Origin of the sequence: Acinetobacter sp. YH12142, assembly GCF_013418435.1 — a bacterium.
GTDB lineage: Bacteria > Pseudomonadota > Gammaproteobacteria > Pseudomonadales > Moraxellaceae > Acinetobacter > Acinetobacter amyesii.
Genome location: NZ_VPCB01000002.1, coordinates 180,709 through 199,336, shown reverse-complemented (window position 1 = coordinate 199,336; position 18,628 = coordinate 180,709). Strand labels below are relative to the sequence as shown.

Genomic DNA, 18,628 nt, shown 5'->3' with positions numbered 1-18,628 from the left:
TTCCAGCCGAAGGCTAATCCCTTTATTTAAACCCTAGATGTAAGACTCCGTCGAATAGACTTAAAAATCATTTTAAAAATGCGTAATTACTTTTACGTGCGTAACATCAGTTAATTAAATATGTTGACGATATTACTTAGAACGTGAATTTAGTTCGCTGCACAAGGATGCTTTGGATTATGTAATCCACGCCCTAATGTGAAAATAGCCACTATGGCAAATGCCGAAATTGAAAGTTTGGCTCATGCAGAGCAATTGACTGATTTTTATATGACCTTATTGCAAGGGATGACCATACAAGCACGTGACGGTATGGCCTTGACACAATTACAGCGCATGGTGAGTAATGCGATGAAATCATGGGGGTTATTAGCACAAGGTCAAATCAGTATAGATTATGAATTAAACCCCCAATAGCAGCGTAGCCTTAAGGCAATTTTCTTAGTTTTTTGAATGACTATTATGCAAATACTAAGTTGAAGTTCATTTGCAAGGGTGAATTTTAATGTCACCCAATTCCATCACACTGATATAACCATCAACCGCAATCAAATTGTCGCTTTGACTCGATAGGGTGAGACATTCTCCAGACTTGACGCTTGACAGTAACTGACCTTGTTGCGGATTCAAGTTCATGCTGTAAATACTCAGTGTGCCAGCATCGGTTTTGATTTGGTAAGACTCATCACCATAGTCCTCATTATTATTGCGCAGGACTTTAAAGGTTCGTCGTGTCTGATCAAAGTTTTGAGTTGGAGAAAGCGGCTTTTCGACTTGTAAGGATGCCGTGCGCCTTAATTCGGTACTTTGCACAGGCTTATGTTGTTCACTACAAGCACTCAGTATTGGGAAAAATATAAAAATAAGTGAAAATGAAAATAGGGGATAAATTACAGGTATGTGACTTTTCAACATAAAACCACCCTGAATCTAAGTTTTCAGATAGCTTATTTTAAAAGTTTTTATCCAGAAAACAAAAATAATAGGTTCTCAAAATATTTCAATGTAACTGAGTCAAACTAAGGAAATGATGAATTGAAAATAGCCGACTATGAACCTGAATGTTCAACAAATGAATATCTATATGACAATGTAGGATACAAATAAAAAAGGGAGACTCATTGAATCTCCCTTAGGTTTTATTTAATGAGTTTTCGACTGACAAGGAATTGCTCGGTCGCTTCTAATAGCTTATCTGCATAAACCTCTTGTTTTGCAGTCAACCAGCCGAGAACAAACCAATCACTAGCTTCCAGCTCTGTTTGCTGAATATATTGTGCAGAAGAGGAAAGGACTTGATATTCCTGAGCCGCGACTTGTGCATCATTGAGCGCTTTACTATATTTCTGCAAGTTTTTTACATCATAAATAGACGTCAAAATTGGGAAGCTAAATTTAAGCTCTTGTATGCGCTGAGAAAGCACATCTAAGCTTTCAAAATTGTTAATGTCGGCATCATTTAAAGCCTCTTGCAGGGCTTTATATTGGTTTTGAAGGGTAGTTTGAGCATACCATTTAAAATCATGTTGTTGCGGTGCTTCATCGACTTTCAAACTAAACATTAAAAGCTCAAGATAATGATGCACATTTTGAGTCGATTTAACCAAATTGCCTAACTTCTCTTTGGCATACAAAATATCTTTGGTTAAATTTTCTGAGGTCGTTGGGTTTTGTAAAAAGCCACCCAAGGTATTTTGCATGTGCTCAAAATGGTGTAATTGTTCAAACTGCTGTTTAAATGCGCCCAATTGCACAGCCCATTTTTCAACGATATCGCTGTTCCAATCTTTAAACAGCGAAATGGTTAATTGTAAATGATGGAGTGCTTTTTGAGCTTGTGTAATGTGCTCGGCCTGAGCAACACCTGCAGAAATTGCGGCAATATTAGGCAGAAGGTGCTGCATTTCCTGTGCAATTAAAAGTCGTAAGTTTTTTGCGGCAGTGTCTTTTTTACTGAGTTGAAATTCTTTAGCCTCAACTGCTGGACTCACAGTTTGATTCAATGCCAGCAAATTTCCAATTTCAGCTTTACTACGAACATCTAACCACAAATGGTACTTTTTAACCCATTCAAAACTAAAGGCAAGGAGTGATTGAATAGAGCCACTTTTAAGTTCAAATTCAACTTCGTGAACCTCTGTTTCTGTATTGTTGCTACGGATACAGCCGATATCTAAGCTAACTTCGATCTTGGCATCTTCAAACTCTATGACGCGATAAGTTCTCAGAATCTCAGTTTCAAACTGAAGTTGTAGCGAATCTTGCTGATCACCTAAAGTGGTTTTTAAAACCGACTGAACTTCAGCTTCATTGCTATAAACAGATAAATCTAGGGCAGGGGCTTGTTCAAGTTCACCCAAATCTAAATTATGTTCAAACCGTTCAATGTGACTTTTACCAGCAGCTTTCAAGGTTTGAATCCAGCGCGTTCCTTCTAAACGTTGACGCAAGGCTGCATGCTGCTGGGCCATTTGTCGATCTGGGGTATCAAAATATTTAGCTTTAAGTTGAATTTGTTCCGATTTTTTTGGATCGAGTGCTTTTAATAATGCAGTTCGACGTGCTTCTGGAATCTGGAACTTTAATTCAACTTCAACCATGGTTTTCTGTCCTGATGTCACAACTTCATGATCTGGCATGAAGCGATCTTTAAATTTTTATAAAAATGAAAAACTAAAATGTGCGTAAATTTTCTATGAGTTAAACGCGTATCGATTGTAGCGAAAAACAGTTGAGAAGTAAGACTTGACGGATTTGAAAACTCTGCTTTTGGACTAAGAAAAGTTTTAAAAGATGGATATTCCATCAATTGTATAATTCACAATGGTTCGACTTTCATGGGATCAAAATAAAATTTTACGCCTTTAACGCGGACGAATTTTAAGCTATGTTGATTAAAATAAGTTCAGGATGAGCACAACATGAATTCACAAGTACAACCCGAGTTTAATCGAGATTTAAAGCCCGAATTTCAGTTGCCTATTCGTGACTACTCGCAATTTTATCGATTTTATTTGACTGAACATCGAAATATCATGAGCCGACGTTTACATGCCACAGGCAGCAGTATAGGACTCTATTTCTTCACGAAAGCAATTTTAAAAAAACAACCAAAGTATTTTGCTTATGGTCTGGTTTCAGGCTATGCCTGTGCATGGGTCGGACATTTTTTCTTTGAAAAAAATAAGCCGGCAAGTTTCAAGCAGCCTTTATACAGCTTTATTTCCGATTGGCGCATGCTGTCTGATATTGTGAAGGGGAACTTAAGCTTAAAAGACCGTAATTTAGATAAGATTGATAGTTAATTATTTATTAATCAAACGTTTAATTTTTATTGATTTTGGTGTAGTTTTTTGGGTAAATGACTTGTAAGTTTAGAGTGATTAGTCTAATAATGTTCATATTGTTTATTCACTGTTTATCTGAAAGATAAATAGACGATAAACCCCAGTTTTCCAAGCCTAGAGTGACCTTCTCTAGGCTTTTTTTATGGCCTTAGAAAAGGTCTATTGTTTGAAAGATTTAACCACAAAAATGTTCACAAAAAAAATAGGCTAGACTTTTTGATGCTCTGAACGCTCCCCAAAACGTTTCTTACCAAGCACCAAAAAGTCTAATAGGTTACTCATTATTATTTTTATAAAGTGTTGTGTTTTTATGCGCTGCGTTTTGTGTTCTTCTGTTGCAGTATTAAATAATTTGTATCAGTTTTGTTCTATACCTGAAAATAGGTATTTTTTGCCATTTTTTACAGACAATTCAATTAAACATTTATATAAGCAGTCTTGTGAAAAGGAATATAACTTTCACAGCGGGAAAATATTAAAATTTTATGCCCCAAGCAACATTTCATAGACCTAATCGCTATAATATTCAAAAGTTTTAAGTTGTGATTGAACTATGCGTGGTTTATACCTCATTACCAATGATGATCCTATCGAATTGCTTTTAGCCAAACTTGAAGGCGCGATGGCGACTTATGAAGTCGCTGTTTTGCAATATCGCCGTAAAAAAGTGGCAAAAGAAGATCAGGCTTATGAAATTGAATACATGAAAAATATGTGTAATCAGTACAAAGTGCCTTTTGTTATTAATGACGATTTAGAAACTGCAGTTCAATATGGTGTGGGTGTACATTTAGGGCAAGATGATGGTTCAATTGCTGAAGCTGTAGCACGTTTACCTAAAAATGTTTTGATCGGTCGAAGCTGTAATAATTCTTTAGAACTGGCTGAGCAGGCGATTGCAGACGGTGCAAACTATGTGGCTTTTGGCGCCATTTTTGCGACTGAAACTAAGCCTGAAGCAGGCAATATTGGCTTAGAAACGCTAAAACAAGCCAAAGCGAAACTAAATGTACCTATTTGTGCAATTGGTGGTTTAACTGTAGAAAATTCTGCTGAAGTGATTGAAGCGGGTGCTGATCTTTGTGCTGTGATTAGTGATGTATTAGGTCGTTCAATGTCTGCTGTAAGCAGTCGTGTTTATGAATGGTCTGAGCTTTTTGCTGAACAAGCTTAATTTTATTTTTTAGATTGAATAAGTAGAGAATTTTTATGAGCTTATCTGCTAAGCAAGAACAATTATTTAAACAAGCCAGCAAGCATATTCCTGGCGGCGTAAACTCTCCTGTACGCGCATTTAATGGTGTAGGCGGTACACCGGTATTTATCGAAAAAGCGCAAGGCGCATATCTCTATGACGTAGACGGAAAACGCTATGTCGACTATGTCGGCTCTTGGGGCCCAATGATTTTAGGTCATGCGCAGCCCGACATTATTAAAGCGGTTCAAGAAGCGGCTGTTGATGGTTTAAGTTTTGGTGCGCCAACTGTGCATGAAACGACATTGGCGGATATTATTTGCGAAATTATGCCGTCTATTGAGCTGGTGCGTATGACCAACTCAGGGACAGAAGCAACCATGACAGCAATTCGTCTTGCTCGTGGCTACACTGGCCGTGACAAGATTGTAAAATTTGAAGGCTGCTACCACGGTCACTCAGATTCGCTTTTAGTGAAAGCAGGCTCAGGCTTGTTGACAAAGGGTGAGGGTGAAGCAACTTCTGCAGGTGTTCCGGCTGATTTTGCCAAACACACTTTAACACTGCCATACAATGACATCGCCATGCTGAAAGAATGCTTTGCAAAATTCGGTTCAGAAATTGCAGGTGTAATTGTCGAGCCAGTTGCAGGCAACATGAACTTGGTTAAACCGATAGATGGTTTCTTGCAAGCAATTCGCGATGTGTGTGATGAGCATGGTTCAGTCTTTATCATTGATGAAGTAATGACAGGTTTCCGTGTAGGTCTTGGCGGTGCGCAAGCGCATTATGGCGTAACACCTGATTTAACCACTTTAGGTAAAATTATTGGTGCTGGCCTGCCTGTGGGTGCATTTGGCGGCAAGCGTGAAGTGATGGAATGCATTGCACCTCTTGGCAAAGTCTATCAAGCAGGTACATTGTCTGGTAACCCATTGGCTATGCGTGCCGGTATTGAGATGTTTAAACATTTGCGTCAGCCGGGCTTCTATGAAACTTTGACTGAAAAATTGGCAGGTTTGCTTGCTGGTTTACAGGTAGCTGCAGACGAAGCGGGCATTCCGTTCTTTACGCAGCAAGTAGGTGGAATGTTTGGTATTTACTTTACAGATCAAACTGAAATCACTGGTTTTGATTCAATTTTGAAATGTGATGTAGATGCGTTCCGCGCTTTCTTCCATGGCATGCTGAAACGTGGTGTTAACCTTGCACCGTCTGCATTTGAAGCAGGGTTCTTCTCAAGCGCGCATAGCGATGAAGATATCGCATTTACAATTGAAATGGCGAAAGAAGTTTTTGCTGAAATGAAGTAATTTTCATTTAAATCGGTAAATTCTGCTTTAGAATAAAGCCCGCAGCCTGCTGTGGGCTTTTTTGTTGTTATAAGTTCAGTTTTTTAAGAAAAGGATTTTTAAATGAAAACCAAGCATTATTTAACTTTAGCAGATGCAGAATTTTTACTAAACACAGCACATACTTATGCAGTAGAAAATGGTTTTAATGTCAGCATTGCGGTAATGGATGATACAGGCAATTTATTGGCGATGAAACGAATGGATGGTGCATCGCCAATGACAGCAAATCTATGCTTAGAAAAAGCCAAATGTTCAGCCATTAGCCGTCGTCCTTCAAAGTTATTTGAAGACATCATCAAAAGTGGTCAGATGGGTTTTCTGACCATGGATACCTTTTCAGGCATGCTGGAAGGCGGTGAGCCGATTATGTACGAAGGGCAATTGGTGGGTGCAATGGGCGTGTCTGGGGTAAAGTCATTTCAGGATGCAGAAATTGCACAGCAGGCGATTGAGAAGTTTTTGATGCAAGCAGGATGATTGTTTTAGTTTAACTAAATTGAATTTTAGCAATTTATCGGCTTTGTTGCACAAAGATTTCATAACTATATGATTTTAAAGGTTTTGATTATTTTTTGATCCAAAATTAAATTTATTTAAATCAGATGCTTACATATTTATGCAACAAAGCCTATCCATAGAATCGTTAAATATTTTTTAGAGCCTCCCATGCTTTATCCCATGCCTAAAAAAATCCAATTTTCACCATCTCAAGCAAAATGGCAGCTGTCTTCAACACAGTCAGTATTGGTATTAGCAGGACTGCAAAATCTACGCATGCAGCAGGGTATACAGGATACGCAGCTGATGGAAAATATTATCCAGCTGACCAATAAAGCCAAAGCCTTAGAGATTCCTATTGTCGATTTATATGGTGATGATTTACTTCAAGGCATGCCGCAGCTCGGTGAATATGCAACAACACACCCGCAGCTCATCTTTGCAGGGCAAATCACGCCTATGCTGAAACAGATCTTGCCGCATCTATATAGCGTAACAGAGCAAATCTGTATCGTTGATGATGCGATTGCGATGAATAATCAGGAGCAGCATATTCAGTGGGTGGACTCCATGTCAGGCCAAGGGATTCATCACATGAGTAGTTATAATTTGATGCGGCTTTGGAATCTGTCAGCACCAACTGAATTCGTCTTGTCAGCCAAAGGCATATTATTGGCTATCGCAGAACAGCTAGATATGGAGGCATTGGAAATAGATCCCTTATTGGATTTACGCAGTTATGGACTAGATTCCGTTGCCATGGTCAGCTTAATTGGGTTGTGGCGTGCCAATGGTGCTAACATCCGTTATGAAGACTTTTTAGATGATGCAAGTCTAAAAGCATTGCTAGAAAAATTGCTCAGTACAGACTAAACAAAGCCAATTGGAATTATTTTTGTTCTAAATCGGAAAATACGTCGGGAAATATGCCTTTGTGCATTGTAATTGTTGGCTAAGCTTTTTATTATTGCCGCCTTGTTTTTCGAGATCAGAACTGGATTGAACTTTGAGTAATTTTCTAACCGAACACCTGATACATCGTGACACTGACTTTATGGTGATCCATAAACCAGCAGGTTTACTCACAGTTCCGGGAAAAACAGCAGATTTACAAGACTGTGTTATCAATCGATTATTAAAAATTGAACCGAATACCTTGCTCATCCATCGTTTGGATCGTGATACCTCAGGTATTTTGGTTTTTGCATTAACCCGTCAAGGGCAAAATCGAATTTCACGCCAGTTCCAAGAACGTCAAACTTCAAAAACATATCAGGCATTGGTTGCGGGTACGCTCGAAGGTGAAGGTACTGTCGATGTACCGGTCATATATGACCCAGAACATCCGCCACTGCATATTGCCGATCCTGCACACAATAAGCCTGCGCTTACGCATTGGAAAGCCACTGAACATTTTGAGATTCAGGGGCAAGCCGTAACACGTGTAGTGTTAACGCCTATTACCGGTCGATCACATCAGCTTCGTGTTCATATGCAATATTTAGGTCATCCTATTGTAGGTGATACTTTGTATGCAACACCTGAGCAACAGCAGCTGATGCCGCGCTTATGTTTACATGCTGAGCGCTTGAGTTTTAACCATCCTGAAACTGAGCAAACAGTGGAATTTCACTGTCCCGTACCATTTTAGGAAAATCATTTAAATCCCTAAGAATTCTGCTCACTATTTAGTGGGCTTTATGTCAAAATATATTGCTTTATGGTCTAGATTTTTGCTCAAATAACGTTCACAGTTTGAGCATAATATTTTCAGACCGAACTTGAGAAAAAGGTGGAAAAATTGCAGCAGTTTGCTATTGGTCAACGTTGGTTATCAGATACAGAAACGGAACTGGGTTTAGGTGTTCTTATTGATGTTGATGAGCGATCGGTCAGCATTTTATTCCCGAAAAGTGATGAAACTCGTGTCTATGCCCGTCACAATGCACCTTTATCTCGTATTGTTTTCAATGTAAATGACGAAGTCCAAGACCAAGAAGGTCAAATTTGGACTGTTGAATCTCTTGAAGACCGTGGTGGTGTGGTTCGTTATAACGCGGTACGTAAACTTGCCGATGGCACAGAAGAGCGTAAAGCACTGAATGAAACACGTATTGGTGCAAGTATTCAGTTAGCAAAACCATTAGATCGTTTGCTTGCAAGCCAAGTGGACTATAAAGAATGGTATGACCTGCGTATCGAAGCACTGCTTCTTCAAGCCAATATGAAGTCTAGCCCTCTACGTGGCTTGGTAGGTTCACGTGTGGGTCTCATTCCACACCAACTGTATATTGCGCATGAAGTGGGTAAACGTTTTGCTCCACGTGTATTACTTGCTGACGAAGTTGGTCTGGGTAAAACCATCGAAGCCGGTCTGATCATTCATCAGCAACTCAAAACGGGTCGTTCAGAACGTATCTTGGTCTTAGTACCTGATTCATTGCAATATCAATGGATGATTGAAATGCGTCGTCGTTTCAATCTTGAGTTCTCATTATTTGACTTGACGCGTACAGCTTCGATTAAAGAACACGATCCAGACCTCAACCCATTCTTAACTGAACAATGCATCATTGCGAGTGTCGATTTGATGATCGACCATGATGACTTGCGTGAACAAGCGCTTGAAGCTGGTTTTGATTTGCTCGTGGTCGATGAAGCCCATCATTTAATGTGGTCAGAAGAAGAAGGCGGCAATGACCGTTATGACCTTGTTGAAGAACTTGCTGAAAAAACTCCGGGTGTCTTGTTATTAACCGCAACACCTGAACAATTAGGTGTGGAAAGTCACTTTGCTCGTTTACGTCTACTTGATCCACAACGTTTTAGTTCGCTTGATCGTTTCTTGGATGAAGAAGAGCAGTATCACCAAACAGCTAAAATTGCTGAAGTGCTTATGTCTGATCTCCCACTCGAAGAAGGGCATTTGGCAGCGATTGAAAGCCTATTAGGTCATCGAATTACTGACGAGCCAGAACAACGCTTCCGTGCCATTCACGAATTATTAGACCGTCATGGTACTGGTCGTATTTTATTCCGTAATACCCGTGAAGCGATTCAAGGCTTCCCAGGTCGTGACTGTCAGCCTGCACCATTACCTGCACCAGAAAACTGGTCTAAAGATGGCAAACTACGTGAACAAATGTGGCCTGAAGAAGCGCAGCTTGATGGCTCGTGGATGGAAACCGACCCACGTGTGATGTGGTTGATGGAACGTCTGCGTACAGATCTGAAACACAAAAAAGTGTTATTGATTGCACGTAGTGGTCCAGTGGTTGAGTCTTTAGAAAATGTACTTCGTTTGCATGCGGGTATTCGTACAGCGATGTTCCATGAAGGCATGAGCTTATTAGAGCGTGACCAAGCAGCAGCTTACTTTGCTGAAGAGTCATACGGTGCGCAAATTTTACTATGTTCAGAAATTGGTTCTGAAGGTCGTAACTTCCAGTTTGCATCGGACTTAGTTTTGTTTGACTTGCCTGCAAACCCAGATGTACTTGAACAACGTATTGGTCGTTTAGACCGTATTGGTCAAGAAAATCGTATTCAAATTCATGTGCCTTATCTGGTTGGTACTGCTCAAGAGCGTATGTTCCGTTGGTATAACGAAGCATTAAATATTTTCTGTAATATCTCGCCGACTGCGCAAACCTTACAAGAAAACTTCATCGTCAATCTGAAAGATTGTTTGTTGGCAGATAAAGGCCAAGAGTTTGAAGATCTGCTCGAAGCGGTGAGTGTACAACGTGAAGCGCTTGAAGCTGAACTTCAAGAAGGTCGTGACCGTTTACTTGAATACAACTCTTGCCGTCCAATCGTGGCACAAGAAATTGTGACTGCACTTGAAGATTATGATGACAACACGACTTTGCCAATGTTTATGAAACGCTTTATGGCGTCTACAAACATTGATTTTGATGAGCAAAGTAATGGTACCGTGATCATCAAGCCAACGGATCAAATGCAAGTTCAAGGTCTGACTTTGGACGAAGAAGGTATGACGGCGACGTTCTATCGTGACCAAGCACAGATCCGTGAAGATGCTCAATATTTAACACTTGAGCATCCATTCACTGAAAGTGTGATGGAAATGATTAATACGCAAGGCTTTGGTAGTACCAACGTTGCTGTATTGAAATCGGCCGCTTTACCGCAAGGTTCTGTGTTAATGGAAGTGTGGTTTAAAGTCGATGTCGTTGCACCGAAAGCATTGAATTTGCCGTCAAGTTTGCCACAACAGTTGGTTCGTGTATTACTGAGCGAAAAAGGTCAGGATTTATCGCAAAAAATTGCACCTGAAATTTTACGTCCTTATTTACATCATCTTGATGGCAACAGTTGCCGCCAAGTGGTTAAGGCGCGTCGTGATGTCATTGAACAGCGTTATACGCAAGCGCTTGAAATTGCTCGTGGTGCATTACCGGGCTTTAAACAACAAGCCAAAGAAATCTACGGTAGCAAATGGCAATATGAAATTGACCGTTTAACTTATTTGAAGCAGTTCAACCCAAGTATTCGTGAAGACGAAATTGCACGTTTACAAAAACTGCAAAAAGAAGGTTTAACGCTGCTTGATGGTCTGGCGGTTACACCAGAAGCGATTCAAATTATGGTAGTGGTTAAGCCATAATTTTAAATTCTCAAAAAAGCACCTTCGGGTGCTTTTTTTATAGCTATATTTATAACTACAAAATCAATCACGACAGATTTAAGCTAAGTCTAGGTTTTGTATTGTTTATTTTTAATCTAAATTGTCGACATCGGCATAAAAAAAGTAACTATTCTTCAGCAATTCTACAGCTTGATCAAAATCTTCATGTTCATCCAACATATAAAATATGCCATCGAGCTTTGTATAGTCCGGATGATTTTTTGCTAACTGAATTTGGATCGTACTTCGTTCTGCTTGGCTGCGTGTTGCATAATGAGCAGTAAGTAAATCAAAATTGATGTCATTACATAGCGGCTGTTTTAAGGCAATGGCACCGCAATAATCATGTATTTCAGGTAATAAACGTAAGACTAAATCAGCTTCTTTGCTTGCCGCCACGATCAGCTCTGGGTCTGCGGTCTTACACAAGGCCAGTATTTCTGTTAATAGGGTTGTTTCATCCAGTGTATGGTCTAACACGATGACTTTTTGCGGTTGAGTTAAATCAAAGTCATTTATTAAAATCATAAAACCTCCTGAAAATAGAATGGTTATGCTTTATTTATCGGCGCTATAAAATGAAATGGTGCTATTTATCGAATCTAAAATTTTCTAAAAATGGTTTTGAATAATGTGTTCAATCTATGAACGATCTAAAGTTAATCATGGTGTAGAAACACACCTTGTTCTGATTCGAAGCTCAGTTAAATACTGAAATTGTAAAATAGGGCGCTATGCTTCATGCTCATTGCTAGACCCAATATACATGCTTTGATTAGTAAAAGAATCGGCATCGCGACATAAACTGTCGTTGTTGGTGTCGATTGAATTATGAAAGTGAAATTATTAAATGTATTCGGACATATAGCGATAGCATCATACTTAAATGATTGATCACGAACTGTCTTAATGTCGTGTTTTGATGATTTAGTTAAGTAAAGTTTTGGCTTGGTTAAATTTATACGTCGATGCTGGCGAGTTGAGGGCAGTTCCGTTAAAATGCTTCAAATTTCAGCGGTTCGTTAGAAGAAAATAAAAATATGAAATCCTTAATTACTTTAGGTAGTAAAACGTCACACGGTGGTGTGGTTTCAGAATGTGAACCTTCATTTGTGATTAATGGTATTGCGGTGCATTTAAACGGCATGAAACATTATTGCCCGAAATGTAATTCGACTGTGGCTGCGATCGCGGCAGATCAAAGTACAACGGTAAAGGGGCGAGGTGTTGTGGTTGCTGGAGATAAAACCACTTGTGGCGCAACATTTTTACCGAATCAATCAATGGTCGGTTCACAAAAATAATCTGCAAACTGACTTTGAGGTCATCTAGATAAACTCATTGAGTCCTGTTTAAATCGTATTGATCTCTTTATGATGTGGCATCATCAGTTGATTGGATGAGTTTTAGATGAAAAGCGCGATCCATTTTACCCATGCCAATGGTATTCCTGCTGCAAGTTATCGAAAGTTTTTATCCTACTTTGCACCGCAATTTGATGTGAAGGTGATTCCGCTTATTGGTATGGATGAGCGCTATCCGATCACCAAAGATTGGCGATATTTGGTCGATCAAGTCATAGCAGATATCGAGCACCAATTTCCAAAACAAAAAGTGATTGGGCTTGGGCATTCTTTTGGCTCTTTAGTCACCCTGATGGCGGCTTATAAACGTCCAGATTTGTTTTCACAACTGATTATTATGGATCCACCTTTCGTAATCGGTCCTAAGTCTGCCATTTTTGAAGGTATGCAAAAATTAAAGCTCAAAGCTGTCGATAAACTTACCCCGGCGGCAATTACATTGAAGCGTAATGACCATTGGCCAAATTTGGATGAAGCCTATACGGCACTACGGAATAATCGTTTATTTAAAAGTTTTGATCCGCAATGTTTTGAGGATTATTTTGCACAAGGTGTTCGCGCTGATGAAAAACGCGGTGGCGTGACCCTCAGCATTCCAAAAGCCGTGGAAGCGCAAATCTTCCGTACAGTGCCTGCATGGTGGTGGCGTACTCCACGAAAAGCCCCTCAAATGCCTGTACACCTGATCACGGCAGATAACAGCCATTTTTATAAACAAGGTTTGCCTGACGGAATGAAGAAAACCTATGGTATAGATTATAGTGTGGTTGATGGTGGGCACATGTTTCCACTTGAGCAGCCGAAACAGACAGCGCTACACGTCATGCAGTACTTACAGCATTAGAAAAATAAATTTTGCTCATAAAAAAGGAGACCTGAACGTCTCCTTTTTTTGACCGCTAATTTTTAGCGAATCTGTGCTTCATCTAAATGGCGAGCGCCTTCCAGGATCATACGAATCATAATCATGGTTTGTTCGGCAACTTCTTTGCGTTGTTCTGTCGGTAGATCAATGACTTTTGCACCCATGTTAAACACCAATTGGGTAATACCACGTGCCACGATGTCAGGATGAGCCAACTTACTCTGATTTAAACGTTCTAGGACGATTAAATCTTCTCTTAATTCTTGTTGGAAATAGTTAAGTTGACGCTCAACTGCATTTTTATAGGAATGCGAACCAGTATAGCCTTCACGAAGCAACAGGCTTAAGTTGCCTTCATCGGCATCTAGCTGCTGAATAAATACTTCAACTGAACTACGAATAATACTGCTTTGGCGTGATGCCTGAAGGCGTGCTTCATGCAAAATTTGACGTAACACACCGCCAGCTCGATCAATCAACTCAATGGCTAATTCATCAATATCTTTGAAGTGACGATAAAAACTATTTGGAGCAATGCCAGCTTCACGTGCAACTTCACGCAAACTCAGTGATGAAATACTTTTTTGTGGACCAATTAAATTAAGCGCTGCCTGAAACAGTTCTTCCTTGGTAATCGTTGCTTTACGGCCTACAGTGCGAACTGCAAGTGGAGTTTCAGCTTCAGAATGTAATTCTTCCTGGTACATGTTAACCATATTCGTCTGTGCAGACTGAGTCATATTTTTTAATAGATTAAAAACATTAACATATTATAGCGTCTGCTAATAGCTTTTGTGAAAATGTCGATTAAATGCACAAGCGTATATACAAATATATATACATGTGTATAATAATTAAAAACCTCCCATGAGTTGTATTTGATTATGCATGTACTCGAAAAAGCGAAAAAGCCTTTAAACGCAATCAAAGACAGTGTTGTAGACGTCAATGCGGTAAATTTCTGGTTGCAGAAATTTAATCCGTTATGGTCTGGTAATCAGGCACTCGGCAAAATTGTACAAAAAGAAAATGCAGCAAATGAGATGGTCAGCCTAACCATACAGGTGAACCGTTTATTTAAAATTGGCGAAGCTGGTCAGCATCATCCTGTTTTTGCTCGCGTAAATGGTATCCGTTACGAACGTACTTATAGTTTGACTCAGTTAGATGATCAACACGTATTGCTTAGTGTAAAAAAAGTGAATACGGGTATTGTGAGTACTTGGCTCGTAGAACAAGCGCAAGTGGGCGATATCTTAGAATTTGGTCAGCCTTTTGGTGATATGACTTTGGTGTCAAATTCTGCGCCGTTGCTACTATTGGCTGCGGGTAGTGGTATTACGCCAATGTTAAGTTTGTTGAAAACGATGAGCAAAACCAAGAAAATTGCGGAGCAACCAATTCAGTTAATGTATTGGGTTAAGTATCACGATGATGCCGCATTCAAATTACGCTTCGAAGCTTTGGCAAATCAATATCCAAACTTTAAATTTCAAATTTTCTTTACCCAAGAAGAAGTTGCTGATCCACGATTAAATGCCGCTCACGCTGCTCAAATTGACGACATTGAGCACAGTACTGTGTTTGCATGTGGTCCATCGGGTTTCGTCACTCAGGCCGAAGCGTTATTTGATCATGCACAATGCTTTATGAGTGAAGCATTTAGCATGAGCCCAATTGCAACGGATGAGATTGGCTTTGTGAATGTCACACTTACACAATCCAATAAAACCGTCAGTATTCCAAAAGGCCAATCAATTTTAGCCAGTCTTGAGCAGCAAAATATCAAACTAAATCACGGTTGCCGTATGGGCATTTGTAATAAATGTGCCTGCAATAAAGTGGAAGGTTCGACTAAAAATATGGTCAATGGTAGCCAAAATACAGAGCCGGGTAATTTACTCAAAATTTGTGTGAACTCAGCACAGTCAGATCTTGTTATTGATTTATAAGGTAGAAAAATATGAACATGCCTGTAAAAATTGAATATTTTAAAAATCCCAAAAACCGTGAGTTAACCCAATCGCAATTAGACGAACTTGCGCGTGAGCTTGATGCGATTAAGCAAGAAGTTTTAGATGACTTAGGTGAAAAAGACGCGAAATACATTCGCCGTGTGTATTCGACAGTTCGTTATTCATCTATGGCGGGTCGTGCTTTATTGTTTGCAGGTTGGTTCCCACCAGCGTGGATTTTGGGCACAGGTCTTTTAGGTTTTGCCAAAATCATGGAAAACATGGAATTGGGTCATAATGTCATGCACGGTCAATATGACTGGATGAATGATCCTAAATTCAATGGTCAGACCTACGAATGGGATATCGTAGGGACAGCAGATAACTGGCGCCAAACTCACAATTTTAAACATCATACCTATACCAACATTAAAGGTATGGATGATGATATTGGTTATGGTCTCGTTCGTTTGTTCCCAGAACAGCGTTGGAAGCCGGGCTATCTATTACAACCGATTTATAGCATTCCATTTTGCTTATTGTTCCAATGGGGTGTTGCCATTCAAAACCTTGAATTGGGTAAATACTTTAAAGGTCGCAAAACAAAACAGCAAACCAAAGAAGAATGGAAACCAATGCAAGCCAAAATCGGCAAGCAATTATTTAAAGACTATGTGTTCTTCCCGCTTATTGCAGGGCCTGCAGCATTACCGGTGCTTACAGGGAACCTAGTGGCGAATGGTCTTCGTAATATTTGGACGTTTAGTATTATTTTTTGTGGTCACTTTACCAAAGATGTTGAAGTTTTCCCGAAAAAAGTACTTGAAAATGAAAGCCGTGGACATTGGTACATGCGTCAAATTCGTGGTTCTTCAAACCTTACCGGTTCAGAAGCATTTCATATTTTGACAGGGCATTTAAGCCATCAGATCGAACACCATTTATACCCAGATGTTCCTGCGCGTCGTTATCGTAAAATGGCGCCAAAAGTACAGGCCGTATGTGAAAAATATGGTTTGAACTATAACAACGCAAGCTTAGTGAAACAGTACGGCAGTGTACTAAAACGTATTGTGAAATATGCATTTCCATTTAAAAAGTAATAAACGCTACACTAAATTTACGGGAAAAAAAGCCATGCAATTGCATGGCTTTTTTATATTAACTTTGGGGAAATATCTATTTTACTTTTTGATATGTAATTTGAGGATCTTAATCAAATTCATATAATTTCCTTTTTTAGCCATACGAATGACCAATTCAATTTCTTCTTTCGTCCACATCTGGCGAGTGGCTGAGAAGGCAAATTGAGCAAGGAGTACAAATGGATTTTCGCCAAATTTAATATGGAGGCCTTTGACATATTTCGGTGGATTGAATTGATTCATATTCTTTTCCCGCTTTTAATATTTGACCGCATTATTTCTAATTAATGAGAAAAATAGCACACTATAAAGTCAAAATAAAAGCAGAATTTTCAAAATTTACCCATATATTAGAGCGACTTAAATTTAAGTTTGTGATTGTTAACTTTGATTAATAAAACAAACTAAATTACTCGACTTTAGTCGAGTTCTGGTAGGCACTTATCCTGTCCATTCATGAAATGGTGGGTGGCCAATTCAAACATGGCGAGGTCTTCATCGCTATTTCCATAGGCATAAACATGCTCATAGTCTTGAAGGTTAAATTGCTCCAAAACGCGAATTTTCTTTTGCTCACCACTACAGTCTAAGGTTTGATACAAACCAGTCAGTATTTGGTCATTGGCTGCTGTTTCGGTACAAATCAGTTTGACCCCGAGCTTTTCAGCCACAGGTTTAAGATATAAATCGACGGAGGCCGAAACTAAAACGACTTCATGACCGCGTTTTTGGTGTTGCTGTAATTGTTCATACAGTGAAGGATTGAGTTCTGCCATCAAATGTTCAGCATATTGCGCTGCTTGATTTAAAATGTGCTCATGATTGGCTTGGCTAAACATTGCGGCATATAGGCGAGGACGCATTGCATGTGCAGGATATAGCTTGAGATAATAGCCTTGAATCCAAGGAAGAATTTTAATCCCTTGGCGCACGATATGCCTTTTAGGCAGGGAATAGAAGATGAACCCTGTAAAACTGTCTTTATTACACAGGGTTCCGTCAAAATCAAATAAGGCTAAAGTTTTAGGTTTTTGATGCGGCGCATGCATGTTTGATAACGTCCATCGACTCGTGTGGCAAACCAATTGGTATTGTAATCACGGCTTAATTTTGGCCCCGAAATTACGACTTCAGGCATCATGGCGTAAAACGGTTCTTTACCAGTCTTTTCTTGGTACAATTTTTTGACCGCTTTATACGTCAAAGTATCTTCAAAGTCCTGATCTTTTTCTTTTTTAAGATCTGAACGAATTTGACGTGGCGTCGCGATCACATTGTTTTCTGCAAAAACGGCAATCAGCGCGGTTTCAGACTGGCTTTTTGCTGAACGTGGAGAACCATCTTTATTATAAAGCAAGAGGTCACCATCTAAGCCGAGCTCAGCAGGGGTTAAGTCATTTAACATGCTTTGGAATGCCGCATTACGACTCGAATAACGACCCGAGTTATAATCTGCAAAACGATAAATTGGTTTGTCATATTCAGCTGGATACATCATTAAACGGTGGATGCCATAATACAAACCGCCATATTGGCTATACATGTCTGTACGCAGTGCAGCAATATTTCCACCTTGGCGTTTGTGGTCTTTGGCATAGCCTATATGGACTTGCATCGAACCCAAAGTGGTAATTGGGTTGAGCTTTTCACCAATATCTTGTCCAACCAGTTTCGCTGCGCCTGTTAATGCACTCACGTGATAATGTTTAGACATATAGTCAAAAATTTCACGATATAGTTCGTCTAGTTCACGTTCAGTTTGAACACGGCGCATTTGGCTCAAATAGTTATCTTCTGGACTTGGCTGATTTTTTAACACATCTTGGAAATAGCCAGCGACTGTACCACCGATGCCATCACCCAATTTATCTTTAAACTTTTCTTCAAGACGATCTTGAACTTCTTTAACGGCTTTTTCACCGAGTCCCGGCACATGTGGGTCAGCAACAAAATTGGACTCTTGATCGACCACAGCAACAATCGTACAGACATTTTCTTTCGTGGTCGGAATACCGAGCTGATCACTAATGTCATAGATATCATTGGCCCATGAAAGACGTTCATTCACGCGAGGTGGAATGGCTTTTTTAATCTGTTCTGCTTCCATAGTGGGTTCATCTTTGCTCCACCATGAACCATTACCACAGGCAGCCAAGCCAATGGATAAAGCCAGTACAGAAAGGGATTTAAAGCATAATGTGGTCGAAAAAGTTTTGTTCATATTTTCCAATAAACTCAGCCATATGGGGGCGA

At 39.6% G+C, this 18,628-nt stretch carries 19 protein-coding genes; 12 read left to right on the top strand and 7 right to left on the bottom strand.

Annotated features, from left to right (window positions below; translation table 11 throughout):
- Nucleotides 1-213: 213 nt before the first annotated feature.
- Complete coding sequence (locus FTU77_RS02705) at nucleotides 214-417, top strand: hypothetical protein (RefSeq protein ID WP_180054496.1); 204 nt, start codon at nucleotides 214-216, stop codon at nucleotides 415-417.
- Nucleotides 418-483: 66 nt separating this feature from the next.
- Here the strand turns inward: FTU77_RS02705 and FTU77_RS02700 are convergent, their stop codons facing one another.
- The gene (locus tag FTU77_RS02700; RefSeq protein WP_168378945.1) at nucleotides 484-915 is read right to left on the bottom strand and encodes a hypothetical protein; all 432 of its coding nucleotides are present in this window, start codon (nucleotides 913-915) and stop codon (nucleotides 484-486) included.
- A 224-nt stretch (nucleotides 916-1,139) separates the two neighbouring features.
- Nucleotides 1,140-2,600, bottom strand: a complete 1,461-nt coding sequence (locus FTU77_RS02695; protein ID WP_180003176.1) for an inorganic triphosphatase — start codon at nucleotides 2,598-2,600, stop codon at nucleotides 1,140-1,142.
- 321 nt (nucleotides 2,601-2,921) lie between these two features.
- Between FTU77_RS02695 and FTU77_RS02690 the strand changes: the two genes are divergently transcribed.
- The 7 genes from FTU77_RS02690 (at nucleotide 2,922) to rapA (ending at nucleotide 11,025) form a co-directional block, all read left to right on the top strand.
- Nucleotides 2,922-3,305, top strand: coding sequence for a DUF962 domain-containing protein (locus tag FTU77_RS02690; protein WP_180002975.1), 384 nt, complete (start codon nucleotides 2,922-2,924; stop codon nucleotides 3,303-3,305).
- A gap of 595 nt (nucleotides 3,306-3,900) precedes the next feature.
- Nucleotides 3,901-4,521, top strand: a complete 621-nt coding sequence (thiE, locus tag FTU77_RS02685) for a thiamine phosphate synthase (protein WP_078188828.1) — start codon at nucleotides 3,901-3,903, stop codon at nucleotides 4,519-4,521.
- 35 nt (nucleotides 4,522-4,556) lie between these two features.
- Nucleotides 4,557-5,855 carry a glutamate-1-semialdehyde 2,1-aminomutase gene (hemL, locus tag FTU77_RS02680; RefSeq protein ID WP_180003795.1) on the top strand — a complete coding sequence of 433 codons (1,299 nt, stop codon included), beginning with the start codon at nucleotides 4,557-4,559 and terminating at the stop codon, nucleotides 5,853-5,855.
- A 102-nt stretch (nucleotides 5,856-5,957) separates the two neighbouring features.
- Nucleotides 5,958-6,374 (top strand): heme-binding protein, encoded by a 417-nt coding sequence (locus FTU77_RS02675; protein WP_180003797.1) that lies wholly within the window; start codon nucleotides 5,958-5,960, stop codon nucleotides 6,372-6,374.
- Between the two features lie 189 nt (nucleotides 6,375-6,563).
- A complete protein-coding gene (locus FTU77_RS02670; RefSeq protein ID WP_180003798.1) occupies nucleotides 6,564-7,268 on the top strand; it encodes a phosphopantetheine-binding protein in 705 nt (234 codons plus the stop codon).
- A gap of 133 nt (nucleotides 7,269-7,401) precedes the next feature.
- Nucleotides 7,402-8,046 (top strand): RluA family pseudouridine synthase, encoded by a 645-nt coding sequence (locus FTU77_RS02665; RefSeq protein WP_180003800.1) that lies wholly within the window; start codon nucleotides 7,402-7,404, stop codon nucleotides 8,044-8,046.
- A 141-nt stretch (nucleotides 8,047-8,187) separates the two neighbouring features.
- A complete protein-coding gene (gene rapA / locus FTU77_RS02660; RefSeq protein WP_180003802.1) occupies nucleotides 8,188-11,025 on the top strand; it encodes an RNA polymerase-associated protein RapA in 2,838 nt (945 codons plus the stop codon).
- Nucleotides 11,026-11,136: 111 nt separating this feature from the next.
- Here rapA and FTU77_RS02655 read toward each other — a convergent pair whose 3' ends face one another.
- A complete protein-coding gene (locus FTU77_RS02655; RefSeq protein WP_180054494.1) occupies nucleotides 11,137-11,574 on the bottom strand; it encodes a hypothetical protein in 438 nt (145 codons plus the stop codon).
- 512 nt (nucleotides 11,575-12,086) lie between these two features.
- Here FTU77_RS02655 and FTU77_RS02650 point away from each other — a divergent pair.
- On the top strand, nucleotides 12,087-12,350 hold the full coding sequence (locus FTU77_RS02650; protein ID WP_078193592.1) for a PAAR domain-containing protein: 264 nt from the start codon (nucleotides 12,087-12,089) through the stop codon (nucleotides 12,348-12,350).
- 106 nt (nucleotides 12,351-12,456) lie between these two features.
- On the top strand, nucleotides 12,457-13,254 hold the full coding sequence (locus tag FTU77_RS02645; protein WP_180054492.1) for an alpha/beta fold hydrolase: 798 nt from the start codon (nucleotides 12,457-12,459) through the stop codon (nucleotides 13,252-13,254).
- A gap of 62 nt (nucleotides 13,255-13,316) precedes the next feature.
- On the opposite strand, the gene fabR is transcribed toward FTU77_RS02645, so the two are convergent.
- Nucleotides 13,317-13,991, bottom strand: a complete 675-nt coding sequence (fabR, locus tag FTU77_RS02640) for an HTH-type transcriptional repressor FabR (RefSeq protein WP_372491111.1) — start codon at nucleotides 13,989-13,991, stop codon at nucleotides 13,317-13,319.
- Nucleotides 13,992-14,159: 168 nt separating this feature from the next.
- Here fabR and FTU77_RS02635 point away from each other — a divergent pair, with 168 nt between their 5' ends.
- The gene (locus tag FTU77_RS02635; protein ID WP_180022037.1) at nucleotides 14,160-15,227 is read left to right on the top strand and encodes a ferredoxin reductase; all 1,068 of its coding nucleotides are present in this window, start codon (nucleotides 14,160-14,162) and stop codon (nucleotides 15,225-15,227) included.
- A gap of 11 nt (nucleotides 15,228-15,238) precedes the next feature.
- A complete protein-coding gene (locus tag FTU77_RS02630) occupies nucleotides 15,239-16,333 on the top strand; it encodes an acyl-CoA desaturase (protein WP_168377711.1) in 1,095 nt (364 codons plus the stop codon).
- Nucleotides 16,334-16,414: 81 nt separating this feature from the next.
- On the opposite strand, the gene FTU77_RS02625 is transcribed toward FTU77_RS02630, so the two are convergent.
- The 3 genes from FTU77_RS02625 to FTU77_RS02615 form a co-directional block, all read right to left on the bottom strand.
- Nucleotides 16,415-16,618, bottom strand: a complete 204-nt coding sequence (locus FTU77_RS02625) for a hypothetical protein (RefSeq protein WP_078188800.1) — start codon at nucleotides 16,616-16,618, stop codon at nucleotides 16,415-16,417.
- 176 nt (nucleotides 16,619-16,794) lie between these two features.
- On the bottom strand, nucleotides 16,795-17,424 hold the full coding sequence (locus tag FTU77_RS02620; RefSeq protein ID WP_180027043.1) for an HAD-IB family hydrolase: 630 nt from the start codon (nucleotides 17,422-17,424) through the stop codon (nucleotides 16,795-16,797).
- Nucleotides 17,391-18,596 (bottom strand): DUF1615 domain-containing protein, encoded by a 1,206-nt coding sequence (locus tag FTU77_RS02615; protein ID WP_180003816.1) that lies wholly within the window; start codon nucleotides 18,594-18,596, stop codon nucleotides 17,391-17,393. Before FTU77_RS02615 ends, FTU77_RS02620 begins: the two co-directional genes overlap by 34 nt.
- Between the last annotated feature and the right edge of the window lie 32 nt (nucleotides 18,597-18,628).

Bases quoted from the DNA above. Each gene is read 5' to 3' on its own strand.
- FTU77_RS02625 (WP_078188800.1), bottom strand. From the start codon at position 16,618: ATGAATCAATTCAATCCACCGAAATATGTCAAAGGCCTCCATATTAAA.
- FTU77_RS02700 (WP_168378945.1), bottom strand. From the start codon at position 915: ATGTTGAAAAGTCACATACCTGTAATTTATCCCCTATTTTCATTTTCA.
- thiE (WP_078188828.1), top strand. From the start codon at position 3,901: ATGCGTGGTTTATACCTCATTACCAATGATGATCCTATCGAATTGCTT.
- FTU77_RS02670 (WP_180003798.1), top strand. From the start codon at position 6,564: ATGCTTTATCCCATGCCTAAAAAAATCCAATTTTCACCATCTCAAGCA.
- fabR (WP_372491111.1), bottom strand. From the start codon at position 13,991: ATGGTTAACATGTACCAGGAAGAATTACATTCTGAAGCTGAAACTCCA.
- FTU77_RS02690 (WP_180002975.1), top strand. From the start codon at position 2,922: ATGAATTCACAAGTACAACCCGAGTTTAATCGAGATTTAAAGCCCGAA.
- FTU77_RS02675 (WP_180003797.1), top strand. From the start codon at position 5,958: ATGAAAACCAAGCATTATTTAACTTTAGCAGATGCAGAATTTTTACTA.
- FTU77_RS02695 (WP_180003176.1), bottom strand. From the start codon at position 2,600: ATGGTTGAAGTTGAATTAAAGTTCCAGATTCCAGAAGCACGTCGAACT.
- FTU77_RS02630 (WP_168377711.1), top strand. From the start codon at position 15,239: ATGAACATGCCTGTAAAAATTGAATATTTTAAAAATCCCAAAAACCGT.
- FTU77_RS02705 (WP_180054496.1), top strand. From the start codon at position 214: ATGGCAAATGCCGAAATTGAAAGTTTGGCTCATGCAGAGCAATTGACT.
- FTU77_RS02650 (WP_078193592.1), top strand. From the start codon at position 12,087: ATGAAATCCTTAATTACTTTAGGTAGTAAAACGTCACACGGTGGTGTG.
- FTU77_RS02620 (WP_180027043.1), bottom strand. From the start codon at position 17,424: ATGCATGCGCCGCATCAAAAACCTAAAACTTTAGCCTTATTTGATTTT.
- FTU77_RS02645 (WP_180054492.1), top strand. From the start codon at position 12,457: ATGAAAAGCGCGATCCATTTTACCCATGCCAATGGTATTCCTGCTGCA.
- FTU77_RS02615 (WP_180003816.1), bottom strand. From the start codon at position 18,596: ATGAACAAAACTTTTTCGACCACATTATGCTTTAAATCCCTTTCTGTA.
- FTU77_RS02655 (WP_180054494.1), bottom strand. From the start codon at position 11,574: ATGATTTTAATAAATGACTTTGATTTAACTCAACCGCAAAAAGTCATC.
- hemL (WP_180003795.1), top strand. From the start codon at position 4,557: ATGAGCTTATCTGCTAAGCAAGAACAATTATTTAAACAAGCCAGCAAG.
- FTU77_RS02635 (WP_180022037.1), top strand. From the start codon at position 14,160: ATGCATGTACTCGAAAAAGCGAAAAAGCCTTTAAACGCAATCAAAGAC.